At 68.6% G+C, this 13,019-nt stretch carries 11 protein-coding genes; 3 read left to right on the top strand and 8 right to left on the bottom strand.

Annotation, left to right across the window (positions count from 1 at the left end; all coding sequences use genetic code 11):
* Positions 1–23: 23 nt before the first annotated feature.
* Positions 24–1,187 (bottom strand): hypothetical protein, encoded by a 1,164-nt coding sequence (locus ABZU75_RS28420; protein WP_355560443.1) that lies wholly within the window; start codon positions 1,185–1,187, stop codon positions 24–26.
* Positions 1,188–1,342: 155 nt separating this feature from the next.
* On the opposite strand from ABZU75_RS28420, the gene ABZU75_RS28415 reads away from it, so the two are divergent.
* Both ABZU75_RS28415 and ABZU75_RS28410 read left to right on the top strand, forming a co-directional pair.
* Positions 1,343–2,407, top strand: a complete 1,065-nt coding sequence (locus tag ABZU75_RS28415; protein WP_355560440.1) for a tyrosine-type recombinase/integrase — start codon at positions 1,343–1,345, stop codon at positions 2,405–2,407.
* A gap of 979 nt (positions 2,408–3,386) precedes the next feature.
* A complete protein-coding gene (locus tag ABZU75_RS28410) occupies positions 3,387–4,466 on the top strand; it encodes a hypothetical protein (RefSeq protein ID WP_355560437.1) in 1,080 nt (359 codons plus the stop codon).
* Positions 4,467–4,609: 143 nt separating this feature from the next.
* Here the strand turns inward: ABZU75_RS28410 and ABZU75_RS28405 are convergent, their stop codons facing one another.
* Both ABZU75_RS28405 and ABZU75_RS28400 read right to left on the bottom strand, forming a co-directional pair.
* The gene (locus tag ABZU75_RS28405; RefSeq protein ID WP_355560434.1) at positions 4,610–4,786 is read right to left on the bottom strand and encodes a VOC family protein; all 177 of its coding nucleotides are present in this window, start codon (positions 4,784–4,786) and stop codon (positions 4,610–4,612) included.
* 89 nt (positions 4,787–4,875) lie between these two features.
* Positions 4,876–5,811 (bottom strand): site-specific integrase, encoded by a 936-nt coding sequence (locus ABZU75_RS28400; RefSeq protein ID WP_355560431.1) that lies wholly within the window; start codon positions 5,809–5,811, stop codon positions 4,876–4,878.
* A 67-nt stretch (positions 5,812–5,878) separates the two neighbouring features.
* Here ABZU75_RS28400 and ABZU75_RS28395 point away from each other — a divergent pair, with 67 nt between their 5' ends.
* Positions 5,879–6,955 carry an RNA polymerase subunit sigma-70 gene (locus ABZU75_RS28395; RefSeq protein WP_355560428.1) on the top strand — a complete coding sequence of 359 codons (1,077 nt, stop codon included), beginning with the start codon at positions 5,879–5,881 and terminating at the stop codon, positions 6,953–6,955.
* 257 nt (positions 6,956–7,212) lie between these two features.
* Here ABZU75_RS28395 and ABZU75_RS28390 read toward each other — a convergent pair whose 3' ends face one another.
* The 5 genes from ABZU75_RS28390 to ABZU75_RS28370 form a co-directional block, all read right to left on the bottom strand.
* Entirely contained in the window at positions 7,213–7,776 is a 564-nt protein-coding gene (locus tag ABZU75_RS28390; protein ID WP_355560425.1) for a dihydrofolate reductase family protein, read from the bottom strand.
* Between the two features lie 518 nt (positions 7,777–8,294).
* Positions 8,295–8,813 (bottom strand): Tn3 family transposase, encoded by a 519-nt coding sequence (locus tag ABZU75_RS28385; RefSeq protein WP_355560422.1) that lies wholly within the window; start codon positions 8,811–8,813, stop codon positions 8,295–8,297.
* A gap of 40 nt (positions 8,814–8,853) precedes the next feature.
* A complete protein-coding gene (locus tag ABZU75_RS28380; protein WP_355560419.1) occupies positions 8,854–9,918 on the bottom strand; it encodes a DUF4331 family protein in 1,065 nt (354 codons plus the stop codon).
* Positions 9,919–10,636: 718 nt separating this feature from the next.
* Positions 10,637–11,488: a hypothetical protein gene (locus ABZU75_RS28375; RefSeq protein ID WP_355560416.1), complete on the bottom strand. Its 852-nt coding sequence runs from the start codon at positions 11,486–11,488 to the stop codon at positions 10,637–10,639.
* A gap of 780 nt (positions 11,489–12,268) precedes the next feature.
* Positions 12,269–12,769, bottom strand: coding sequence for a hypothetical protein (locus ABZU75_RS28370; protein ID WP_355560413.1), 501 nt, complete (start codon positions 12,767–12,769; stop codon positions 12,269–12,271).
* Positions 12,770–13,019 lie beyond the last annotated feature (250 nt).

The following is a 13,019-nucleotide window of genomic DNA, read 5'->3' as shown; positions in this document are numbered from 1 at the left end:
GACGTGGTCATTTCGAGTATCGCTCACGATGAGCTTCTCGGCTCTTTGGATGTGCGTTCGGCGAGCAGCTGGCGGGTGGTCTCCTGGGCAGTGGCCAGTGCGGCGCTCATCGCTGCAGCGGCTTCTTGAGCCTGCTGCAGGGCCTCATCCCGGGCCTCAAGCGTGGCGCGCGCCACCGCGGCCGCGCTACGGGCCTCATTCCGTTCCCCCTCGGCCTGCCGCACCGCCTGGTACTGGCTGGCGAGCTCGGCGCGCAGCTCGGCGATCTGCCCGGCCAGCTCGGTGCGCACCGTGTCGGTGGCGGCGCGGGCTGTCTCGGCCGTGGCCAGCGCCTGATCCCGGGCGGTTTCGGCGCGCTCTGCTCGGCTACCAGCGGTTTTCAGGTCGGTATGTGCCTGATCGAGAGCGGTGGTGCGCTCGGCCAGCGTGGTTTTCAGTGTGGCGATCTGCCGGTCGTGTTCGTCGGCTGCGGCCTTGGCCTGGAGGCGTTCGGCGTCCAGGACGCCCTGCAGGGCGTCGCGTTCGGAGGTGATGCGCCGGGTCGCGCGCTCAGCGGTGGCGGCGCGTTCGTCGGACTCGGCGGCGTCCTGCTGGGCGCGGGCACGTTCGGATTCGTGCTCGCCGGCCGCGCGCCAAGCCTCGCGTTCGGACTTCTCGGCGCGCTGCTGCGCCGCGGCGGCTTTCTCCACAGCCTTCTCGCTGGCGGCGATCGCGGCCTCGGCCCTGTCCTGAGCGACGGTGGCGCGCCGGTCGGCGGCGGCGATGCGTTCGGTGGCGCGCTGTTCGGCGGCCGCCGCGGCGGCGCGGGCCTCTTCGGCGGCCTGTTCGGCGGCGTCGATCTGGGTGAGCGCGCCGGTGGTCGCGGCGCTCAGTGCCTCGCTGAACGCGGCCAGCTGGGCGCTCCACTGCTCGCCCGCGACCAGCAGATCGCCGCTCAGCGCGCCGGTGCGCCGTAGCGCCTCGGTGACCGCCGGGGTGTGGGTGGCGGTGCGGGCGCGGTGCGCGGCGGCGCGGCAGGCGTCCCCGCAGTACAGGGCCGGGCGGCCACTGCGGCGGCCACTGCGACCGGAGGGCTCCAGCCGGTTGACGCATCCCGAACGGGCGCACATACGCCCCATATCGGGGCCGCTGGTACTCGCGTCGAGGTTCGCAAGGGGCTCGGACGCGCGAGAAGGATCATCGCTCATCCGCCGAGATTACCAGCGTACCGTTCGCGAATGATTGAGCTTCGTACGCAACAAAACGAAAAATCAAAGATGGCAACAGTTCAGGCTGACCCGCGATAACATCACTTATCGTGGGTCAGAACGGCCCCTAAAACGAGGCCTCCGGAGGCTGCCGAGTGACGTATGACGGGCATCACGAGGAGCCGATCGCCGGGCAGGTCGTCCGAGTGGGGGAGCAGGGCGCGGGGAGCGTAATCACGACCGCCGGTGAGAGGCAGTACACCGCGGCGGACTACGCGCTCAGCGACGAGGCCCGGGCGCGCATCGCCGACGGCGTCCCTCCCAACACCCGGCGCGCATATGAACGCCAATGGACCGCTTTCTCCACCTGGTGCGCCGGGCACGGCCGGGTCGAGTTGCCCGCCACCGGCCACACGCTGGCCGAGTACGTCGAGACGCTGTGCGCGGCCGATCGGGCTCCGGCCAGCATCGAGCAGGCCATCGCCTGTGTGCGCACCATGCACCGCCTGGCCGGCCACCCCAACCAGCCCGCCACCGACGCCGCCCGCCTGGCGCTGCGCGCCTACAAACGCGCCCGCGCCGAGGCCGGTACCCGTGGCCAGCGCGAAGCTCCACCGGTCGGCATCGACGCGCTGCGTGCCATGGTCAGCGCCTGTGACCTGAGCACTCGGACCGGCCTGCGCGACCGGCTCTTGCTGGTGCTGGGCCTGGCCCTGATGGGCCGCCGCTCCGAGCTCGTCGCCCTGACCTGCGACGACGTGTGCGAGGTCCACGACGGGCTGGAGGTCACCATCCGCACCTCCAAGACCGACAAGGACAGCCGGGGTGAGACGATCGCCATCCCGCGCGGCAGCCACCCGCTGACCGACCCGGTGGCCGTCTGGAGCGACTGGATCGCCGTGCTCGCCGAGGCGGGGGAGACCTCGGGGCGGTTGCTGCGCCGCGTCGACCGGCACGGCAACCTTGGCCCCCGGCTGGGCGCCGACGCCGTCAACGTCATCGTCCGTGACCTCGCCATCCGCGCCGCCGTCCCCGGTGCGGAGGCCTTCACCGCACACAGCCTGCGCGCCGGCGGTGCCACCGTCGCCTACGCCGCGGGCGTCCCCGTCTCCGTCATCGCCAAGCACGGCCGCTGGGCCCCCGCCTCTCCCGTCGTCCTGCGCTACATCCGCGCCGTCGACCGCTGGCGCGACAACGCCATGCGAGGCGTCGGCCTGTAGTCCACGCAAAACCGGACGACACCCCCTGGCCTTCATCGGCCAGACCAGCCAAAACACGCTTGTGACCTGCGCCGGTCCGCGTGTTACCCGTTGCCGCCAGCTGGAGAGAGGACCTCATCGCCGAACGCGAGAGCTGGAGCAGCCGACCCTGCGCATCGCGGGGACTTCTCTGAGCGTCCCTGAGACGCTCACGCCCTTCCGCCGCGGCGGCCGTCGACGCCGGAGAACGCCTCTCCCGACACCGTGCCCCACCCCCGGCCCAAGGGGGTCGGGTATCGAGCCTGACCAGGTGAAAAGACGGACATCCGAGCCGATGGACCACCTGTCGTCGACGGAGGCGTCACTGACATCCTGATGACGATTTCCACTGACAGCAGGTGACGAACCCCCAGGTCAGAGCATCTTTCTCCTCGTCAAGCCGTCCCGAAAACGTCACGTGATATCAGACCGACCTTTAGCAGCAAGCTCTGTGCTGACGTAACGGCGAATCCCGCCGCCGTCGCCTAGGCCGTCATCGCTGAGCCAAGCTGCGCCTGGGTCATGGCCCTGCGCTAGGCCGACAGCCGCCAGCGCGACCACACATCCTGCGCAACGCCAACCTTGTAGCCCGCAGGCGCCTCCACCGGTGTGACGCGGCCTCAGAGAAGATCACCGCAGGTGATCACCGGCAGCCGAAAAATGCCTCTGACCTGCGTACTGACACCTCATGCAGATTTCTACTGACATCTAGCTGCAGATTTGCAGGCCTCACAGATCCTAACTTGCGGGAATTCACATTCCCGGTAGTTACCTTCGCGCGAGGTAGACGCAACGGATCTCATTTATTGATTTTTAATTTCCGGAAAATCAAAGATGCTACGCTGAGGTCATGCAAGAGTCAGGCGCGGTGACGCCGTGTAAGCACTGCGGGACACCGATCGAACAAAAACCTGGGCGGGGGCGGCCAAGGGCGTACTGCGCGCAGGGGGACTGCCAGGCGGTGGCCAAGCGCGAACGCGAGATGCGGCGGGCGACGCCGGGGCTTGAGGGGGCGCTGGCCAGAGCCGAGGAGTTCTATGAGCGTATGGAGAAGGGAATGATCGCGGCGATAGCGCCGCTGGCGCAGGTGCTGTCCGAAGAGCTGAGCCCCGCGGGGGTGGAGGCCAAGGTGAGCGCGGTACAGGCCGAGGCGCACACCCGGGTGGCGATCGCGCGCACCGAGCGGGAGCAGGCCTTCGAACAGGTACGGCTGGCACGCGAGGCCTCCGAGCACGCCCGGCGCGAGCGGGATGCGATGACGCTTCAGGTGGAGGAGGCCAACGCCGAACGTGACATCGCGCTGGCCGACGCGGAGACCGCCAGGGAGCAGGCGCTGGCCGCCCTGCACGAGGCGGCCGCCACCGAACGCCAGGCCAAGCACGCCGAGCAGGAGGCCAGACGCAGAGCCGAGCAGGCCGAGCGGGCTCGCGACGCCGCGGTACGGGAAATGGCCGAGCGGGTGGAGGCCGCCGAGGCCGAGGTGCGCGCGGCCCGTACGCAGGCCGTACAGGATCAGCGGCAGGCCGAACAGGCGCGCGTGGAACGAGATCGGGCACACCAGGCGGCGGGGGAGGCCGAGGAGGCCAAAGCCCAGGCCGAACGGGCCGCTGTGGCCGAGGCCGCCCGAGCCCAGGCGATCGAGGCCGAGCGGGATCGGGCGATGGCGCGGGCCGACGCCGAGGCCCGGGCGCGTGGCGAGGCCGCAGCCGAGACCTCTGAGGCACGCGCCCAGGCCTCCCGGGCGCAAAAACAGGCGGCCGAGGCGGAAAGACGGACGGCACGACAGCTGGCCGAGACCGACAGGCGCGCGGCCAAGGAGATCGCCGAGGCACGTGAGCACGCCGCGGCGCAGGTGAACAAGGCGCAGGCCGAACGCGACGAGGCGCGAATGCAGCTCGCCATGGAACAGATGCGGCTGTCCGACCTGCGCGAGCAGGCGCAGGCGTTGCGCGCCGAGGCCGCCCAGCTACGAGAGCGCGCGGTTACCGCAGAGTTGCGGGCCGGCCTGGAGCGGCCTGATCAGACCCCACCCGAACCGTGACCCCCCGGGCGACGCACGCCGGCTTCCCAGTGAGGTGCTCCAGAGATTCCGGACACAGGTGGACCAGAGGAGGGTGGCCGACGGCAGGACCGCCCTTTCCGCGGCCGCGTTCAGGACGCCTGGCGGCATCTCGCGGCGTGTGCCTACCGCGACGCGAGTGCCAGGACTACCTGCCACGGCTGAGTGAATCGCAGCATATTGCCGGAGGGATCGAGGAAGGCACAGTCGCGGACACCGTCGGGCTGGTTGATCGGTTCTTGCATCACTTCAGCGCCCGCTGCCTCGATGTGCTCGAAGGTGGCGTCGCAGTTGTCGGTCACGAAGACAAGACGGGGTCCCCGTATTACTCGCCGAAAATCGGGCGGATACGGCGCTGACCGGCGATGATCCGACCGGGCAGGCGGCACGATCACCGGGTGGTCATGCGGTCTGCGAGTTCGTCGGCGCTGGGTGTCCAGGTACCGCGCTGGGCCTCGATGCCGTCGAGTCGGCGCTGGGTGCCTTCTTTGCTGGGCTTGAGGTAGCGCTGGAGGGTGCGGCGGTCTTCGTGGCCGGAGAGGTTCATCAGGTCGGCTTCGGTGGCGCCGTCCTCGCCGGCGTGGGTGAGTCGGGAGTGGCGCAGGTCGTGCAGATTCCAGCCGTCGGTGGCGGCGCCGAGGTGGCGTTCGGCGGTGCGGTAGGTCATGCGTCGGCGGCGGCTGGCCGGGTCGACGTCACGTACGGGCACGGTGCCGTCGTCAGGGGCGATGCGCGCGGACAGGAAGATCGGCCCGCGGGTGCGGCGGCCGAGGAGCTGGCCGAGCATCCGGGCGGTGCGGATGTCGTAGAGCAGCTCGTCGGCTTTGCCGCCTTTGCGGATGGTGCGTGCGCGGCGGTTGGCGCGGTCGAGGTCTTCGACGTTCAGGCGCAGGACTTCCTCGGCGCGGGCGGCGGTGGAGTAGAGCATCGCCCACAGCGTACGGTCTTCCAGCGGGCGGCGTTTGTCGGTGATGAGCCGGTTGATCCGCTCGCGACTGCGGACGCGGGTGTCGTCCGGCCTGGGCTGGTGCTCTCGGTCCAGGCCGTGCAGTACCGCGGCCGGGTCGCCGATCCAGCCTTGGTCGTGGAAGTAGGCCAGGGCGGAGGCGACGGCAGCCCGCTTGGCGTTGAACGTTGACGGCGCCGCGCCGCCCCACGCGCCGCGGATGTTGGTGTGCAGCTGGTCTCGGCCGACGCTGGCGAGCTCGCCGAGGTGCACGATCCCGGTGAACGCGGTCGGCAGGGCCGAGGTGTAGGCGCGCACGGTCTCCGGCGAGGTGATTCGGCCGGACCGGCCTGGCGAACGGCCCGGTGTCAGCGGCTTCACCGATCAGAAATCCTCCGCCACGTCGTCAGTTCTGTTAGCCCTCGCACCGGTGGAAGGATTGATGACCATGACCGACACCAGACCGCTGGGCGCCGACGAGGCCACGTTCCTCGCGGCGGTCCGCTCAGGCGACACGGCGCGGTTCGCACTCATCACGGAGCGCCACCGGCGTGAGCTGCAGGTGCACTGCTACCGGATGCTCGCGAACTACGAGGACGCCCAGGACCTGACGCAGGAGACGTTCCTGCGAGCTTGGAACAAGCGGGAGTCGTTCAAGGGCCACGCGGCCCTGCGGACCTGGCTGTACCGAATCGCGACGAACGCCTGCCTCGACTTCCTGGACAAGCGCAACGACCGCACACCCGTACCGTCCGAGCTGCCGGACTCCGGCTCCGAGGTGCTGTACCTGCAGCCCTACCCCGACCGGATGCTCCCCGAGGACCCGCAGGAATCGGTGGTGGCGCGGGAGACGATCGAGCTGGCGTTCATCGTCGCCGTCCAGCACCTGCCGCCGCGGCAGCGGGCGGTGTTCATCCTGCGCGACGTCCTCGGCTGGCCGGCGTCGAAGGCCGCCGACGCCCTCGAGCTGACCGTCGCATCGGTGACCAGCGCACTGCAGCGGGCGCGTGTGACGATGCGCGAGCAGCTGCCCGACCGCCGCCTCGATTGGCGGAGCCCCGCCACCCACGAGCTGTCGAATGACGAGCGGAGCGTGGTGAAGTCGTATATCAACGCCCATGAGCGCAACGACCTGGACGGGCTGATGTCCCTGCTGCGCGACGACCTGCGCTTCGCGATGCTGCCCGAGCCGGGAACCTCGGTCATCACGGCCAAGGACGCGGTGGACGGCTGGGTCTCCGGTGGGCTCTTCCAGCGCGGCCACGACGACTGGCGCTGTATCACCACGACGGTCAACCACATGCCTGCCGCCGTGCTGTACCTCCGCACCCCCGACGACCCGGAGTACCGGCTATTTACCATCGCGGTCCTGCACATCGTCGACAGGAAGATCGCCGAGCTCACCGGATTCGACGCCACCGACAAACCATGGCTGGGCCTGCCCCCGACACTGTCATCAGACAAAAGCCCCATCGTCGACGAGTCCAGCGCACGGGCCGCCGTCACCGAAGTCACCGCGGAATGAGCACCCCGACCAGCTGAACACCAACGCGACAACGCGAACACCACCGCCCCGCCGGCGTTGCCGGCGGGGCATCTTCATGCCCGAAGAACATCGTCACAATCAACGACGCCGTCGCCCTCATCTCCAGCAAGTCGGTCAACAGCTCACTCGGAACGCAAGGAAGGGCCCGGGGAAGGTTCCCTCATCGCCGAGGGTCACGGTGAGCACGCCAGGAAGGATTTCGACCTGGCCTCACGAGCCGAGCATCTGGCCCGTGCTCATCGCCTCGTCTCGTATCGGGTCAGCACCACGCCGCCGGGAAACGTCCGCGTCTCCACCAGGGTCAGGTTCACCCAGCTGTCCAGGGCCGTAAAGAACGGCATGCCGCCGCCCACCAGGACCGGGTGGGTGACCAGCACGTACTCGTCGATCAGCCCGGCCTGCATGGCCGCCCCGGCAAGCGTGGCGCCGCAGATGTCCATCGGGCCGCCGTCCTCGGCCTTGAGCCGGGTGATCTCGGCGACCGCGTCGCCGGTGACCAGGCGGGTGTTCCAGTCGACCGTGCTGGTCGTCGAGGAGAACACCACCTTCGGCATGTCCCGCCAGCGGCGGGCGTACTCGATCTCCGCCGGGGTAGCGCCAGGCTGCTGGTCGGCGGTCGGCCAGTGGGAGCTCATCGCCTCCCACAGTTTGCGCCCGTACAGCGCCAGGCCGGTCGCCCCCACCCGGTCGGACCACCATTGGAACAGCTCGTCGCTCGGTACGCTCCAGCCGAGGTCGTCGCCGGGCGCGGCGATGTAGCCGTCCAGGCTCAGGTTCATGCCGAAGATCAGTTTCCGCATCGTGCCAGCCTCTCGTGAGTCGATCTCACACGTACAGACGGGCACGGCGCGGAAACCTAATCGGTGCGCGATCTGCGTCCGCAGGTAGTCCTCGCGTTCCGGACTCGGCACGGTGTACTCGGCTGGGCTCGAGCACTACCCACCGGATCTCGACTTCACCCTCGTACGGGCAGCGGCGCACCCATGGTCAGCTCTCCCCGACCGCTGCTGCCGTCTGCCCGGACGGGAAGGCCTTCCACGGCCACCTGCAACAGAGGCTGTCTACTTTCGCAGAGGCGTTGCGATCGCGCTCGACGCGCTCGCTGCGCGAGCAGGAGTGTGAGCGATCTGGGTCCCCGAACGCCTGATCACACAGCTATAGCGCCAGCCAGGCCCCCTCACCGCGCTGGAGATCGCCAACCAGTTCCCGACGCTGGGCATCTCGCTCGGCAACCAGCGGTCGCACGTGCCCGGCAAGATCCGCGAGTACCTACCTCTCCCAGCGCCGACGCAGCTAAGCGTTGTTTTTTCGGCGCCTACTACTGAAGGGCCGTCAGGCACCACGCCTGCTCGGTCTGAGCTTCGAGGTGCCGCGCTCGGATGGCGCCCTCGTGGGCGTAGAGCAGGTCTCGCTTGAGCGCGTGCAGCGACTCGCCCTTGTTCAGCTGCCGGGAGATCTTGCGCCGGTAGGCCGGGTCGGCGAGGTATCGGGCGGCGTAGATGGTGCGCCGCAGTGCCCCGTACTCCTTGAGTGCTGCGGCGAGCGCGTTCTGCCTGCCGGCCGCGGACAGCTTGCCGACCAGTAGCGAGGCGGTGGCGTGACCGAACTTTAGCGAACCGGCCAGCCGGAGCAGGTCGTCGTAGTGCTCGGCGATCAGGTCAGTGTTGAGCTTGCGGGTCAGCAGCGGCCCGGTGCGCGGGAAGTCGGCCTCGACCTGCGCACGCGATCCGGCCCGGTAGAGCGTGATCTTGCCCAGATCCCGGATCCGCGGGGAGAGCTGCAAGCCGAGCAGGTCGAACAAGCCGAAGTTGACCAGCGTGACCCCGTGGGTGTCCATGTTCTGTCCTGTATGCCGACCGCCGTTGCCTCTTTCCGGCTTAACGGGACTTTTCGTTCGGATGCTCGTCATGCCCCGTGGTCGCCGGGTGCGGGTTGCCGAGGTACGGGAACCGGTCCAGGGTGTCGGTGTGCGGCGTCAGGCCGGTGGGCGGGGCCTCGTTCTTGGTGAGGAGCGCGACGCGGATGTTGATGACGTCTTCGGTGAAGGTCCGGCCGTTGGGGTAGGCGGCCGGCTTGGACGGGTCGAAGTGCAGCACGTCCGGCAGGAGGCCGTGCTCGTCGAGCGCGGTGATAGCCTCCTCGCGTGAGTAGCCGCCGGTGTGGCCCAGCAGGTGGACGAACTGGTCGGTCCAGTTGTCGCGGTCGTTGACCGGCTCGCCGGCGTTGTAGTCCTCTTTGGTGTCGTTGGTGTTGAAGAAGCTGCTCATGGACGGGTGTCCGGCCCGGTCGGCGTGGACGAGCTCACCGTCGCGCAGGACGCTGCACCGGCCCCAGATGTGCAGTTCGGGCTGGGGCGCCAGTTCCACGGTCGGCAGTTCGACGGCCATGGAGAAGACGTTGGCCGTGAGGTTGGAGTCGACACCGGTCCACGGGGACTGCCCGCCCAGATGCGGGGCGGTGAAGTTCCGCTTGCCGCTGGTGTCGAACAGGTTCTGGATGCCGTCGTTGTCGAAGAAGAAGGCGTCGCTGCGGCTGCCGGCGGCCACCTGGTAGTCACCGCTGGTGACCACGTTGGCCTGAGGGCCGAAGGAGACGGCGGCGTCCGACACGATCTTGGTGCCGGCCGCCTCGGGCTTACGGGACTCCGCGCCGGTCGCCATGAAGACGCTGTAGGTCTGGGAGCCGTCGGACGCCGGTGGGCTGAAGACCCAGCTGAAGGCGATGTCGGTCAGGTAGTCGCCGTCGTTGTCGACGTTCAGGCGGTATACGGCGTCAGGGTGCAGGGCGTCCGCGATGGGATTGGCGTTGAGGATGATGACGGTCCTGCTAGGGTCCCCGGGTGCCGCGAAGGCGTAGAGGTCGCACAGGTCGAGACGCTGGTCACCGAGCGGTGGCCCGAGGCTGAGGCCGGTGAAGTGGTTGGACATGTCAGGCCCTTTCATGGCTCGCTCACCAGACACCCACTGGAACGCTCCATTCGACTGTCCGTGTGGCGTGGTCACGTCCCGTGGAGTGGTGCAGAAGTCGATCTCCGCTCGATCCCGTTTCTGCAGGTTAAGCCCTCCTTGTCAAAATTCACGGGAGGCAGTGACGGGTGGCGAGTCGCACCGGCGACACGTCCGGGAACGGGTTTGCCTGCCGGGCCAGCGCTCCCGCCAAGGTCTCCACGCCCCAGCTCCAGGTCCGACTTGGCCAGCGTCTTCTCGATCGTGCACGCGGCCAGTTCGTCGGCCAGCGCCAGGATGATGGGGGTTGCTCGCCGCGAACGGAGGTCTCGGTAGTATCGACGGAATTTTCAATGAATATGCAGGTCAGAGCTCCCTTAGGGACCTTCAGGCACAGCGTGGAAGATGGGCCGCTGACCTGCATATCCGTTGCTTCCTACGTGGTTACGGGGGTTGAGGAACATCGGACCGGAAATTGGCGCTTGTACGCTCCGTGATGGTCTGCCACGGATAACAGCCTGTTATCTGTATCAACGGTGACGATGGCCTGCCGTTTCGCGCGTCCTCCTTCACACGAAGCAGCCCCGTTATCTGCGGCAACGCCCCTGCCGCCAGTTTCCGTGCGGATGTCCCTCAGCTTCCGTGCTCCACGTCGACGCCGGTCAGCTTCAGCGAGGACCCGAGGGCCGGGTCGCGCGCCGACGCGCGAGGGCAGCTACGACGCGACGCCGGTGTTCTCCGCGGCCTGGGAGCATCTGCCGTGGCGGGCGCCCCCGGCGAGCAAGATCAGGATCGCCCCCGCGAGGTAGAAGAGCCCGGCCACGCCCGCCAGTCGCATGACCATGTCCGAGTACCAGCGCACATCCTCCAAGGCCCCCGCCCCTGCCATCAGCAGGCCGAAGAGAAGATAGAACCCTGTGTACGGTGCGACACCCAGCGCCGCGACGACCCGCGCTCGGGTGGTCCCGCCTCGCCGCCAGACCAGGGCTGCCAAGGCCAGCGTGACCACACTGGCCGCGGCGTAGCTCCACATGTACCACTGGAGGTTGTCCACCGTGATCTTCCAGGGGTCGACGCGAAGCAGGAGAGCGAGAGCGCCCGCCGCGATCGCCAGCTCGCACACGGACGCCGCCAGCAGGCACACGACGGCCCATCCCGCACGCCGCTTCCTCCATCCCCGCATCGCCGCATCCTCACCTTGTGCGTCGATGACGGCGTCCGCGGCGAGTTCGTCCGGTGTTCCGCCCTCGCCGCCGTCGCCCTCCCGGAGGCTCGGTGTGACGAGGAAGAGCAGGGCCGCACCCGCGAGGTAGAGGAGCATGCCCGCGCCTGCCAGCAGCAGAACCATGTACGGGTACCAGCTCACATACCGATACTGATAATCGCCCGCCTTCGGCATCAGCGGGCCGAAGAGAAGATAGAACGCCGTGTACGGTACGAGAACCAGCGCCGCGACGGCCTGTACTCCCGCGGTCCCGCCTCGCCGCCACACCAGGGCCGCCACGGCCAGCGTGATCACACCGGCCGCAGCGTAGCTCCACGCGTACCACGGGAGGATGTCCACCATGTTCTCTAGGGAGCGGGATATACCATCTTCGCCCTTTTCTTGGGCCGTCAGCTCCCGCTGAAGGAGAATCAGGAGGACAAGGGCGACTGCCGCGATCGCCAGCTCGCACACAGACGCCGCCAGCAGACACATGACGGCACGTCCAGCACACCCCACACGCCGCATCTTCCACTCCCGCATCAGCCGCTCCCTCTCGGAGAAAGATCATGTGAGGGTCTTCTTGAAGAACGCTTGCAGGCCACTGGGATCGCGGCCCGGTGCTCTCGAAGCTGCGGCGGGAGCACCGGGCCTCATAGCCCGGCAACCTAGCGACGATGACGGCAGACCGTTACACCGTCATGCCGTCACATGGTGCCCGTCGTCTCCGGTGGCAAGGCCCGACGAAGGAGGGCCGCGGCAGTTCCCTGAGTCGATCGCCCCGGCCATGGTCGACGAATACCACGACGAGCGATCGTCACGGCATGGCTCGATCGGTCCTCGGGTGGGCGGCCGCCGGACGGACATCGGGACCGGGCATGCGGCTTGGAGGCCGGTCCCGTCCCGCGCCCGCCCGGCGGGCGCGGCCGGACCCCGCCGCCCGCCGCACCGGCCCATCGCCCACCGCAGTGGGACCGCGCCGCCGCCCACGGATCGAGCCAGCCGCCGGCCCAACCGCTACGCGGCCCCTTCGGGGTGCCATTCGGCATTGCGCCGGCCGCTCGCTCTCAGCACCGACACCTCCACCAGCTCCCGGCTCGACTCGATCGAGGGCGCGGGCCGCGCGGCCGACACGGCGGATGGTCAGTACGAGACGGTGACCAGCATGTTGCGGGGTCCAGCGGTGGCGGCGGCCCTGATCAACTGGCGTGCGAGTTTGTCGAGGTCGGGATCCTCCGCGAATTCGTCCATACGGCCCCACAAGCTGCCCTCCAGGTGGGCGAGCGGCCAGGCCTGCCACGACCTGGTGGCGGTGTCGATCGCGACCGGGATCGTCCTCCAGGGGACAAAGACCTCATAACCATCGAAAAGCAGGTCGAACTGATCGTACGTGCCGTCGTCGCACCTCAGTTTGTCGATCCGGGCGCGCGCCACATGGTCCCTGGTCGCCGTGGTGACCAGCTCGATCTGCCCGTCCCCGTTGCGGCTTCCGCGGAAGACGATGCGGTCCTCGCCGTGCATCACGCTCAACGTACGGCGCGGATTGAGCGCGAACACCGCGAGGGCGAACGGCTCCCAATCGCCGATCACTTCCTCCCGGTCGTATTTCGCCGAATACTCCACGATCCCCCAGCAAATACCCATGTGGGTACCCTAAAGAATCATGCAGGGTTCGATGAACCCGGTCACCGGTTCCGGCGATGACCAGGCAGGCGCCCGTCCAGCCTCTGGCCGCCTCCGGCGAGGGGCACGGCCTCCCGGAGAGCCCTCCAGCACGGCGGCTACGAGTCCCGCACCTCACCATGATCATTCTCAGCGCTAACGGCTGTCCGCAGGTTCCTCAACCCCGTTATAGGGGTCAAGGCGGCCCTGCGGCCGCGCGGCCCGCCGCGAA

The sequence above is a fragment of the Streptosporangium sp. NPDC005286 genome (genome assembly GCF_040607515.1).
Lineage (GTDB): Bacteria > Actinomycetota > Actinomycetes > Streptosporangiales > Streptosporangiaceae > Streptosporangium.
This window is presented reverse-complemented; position numbering and strand designations above follow the sequence as displayed.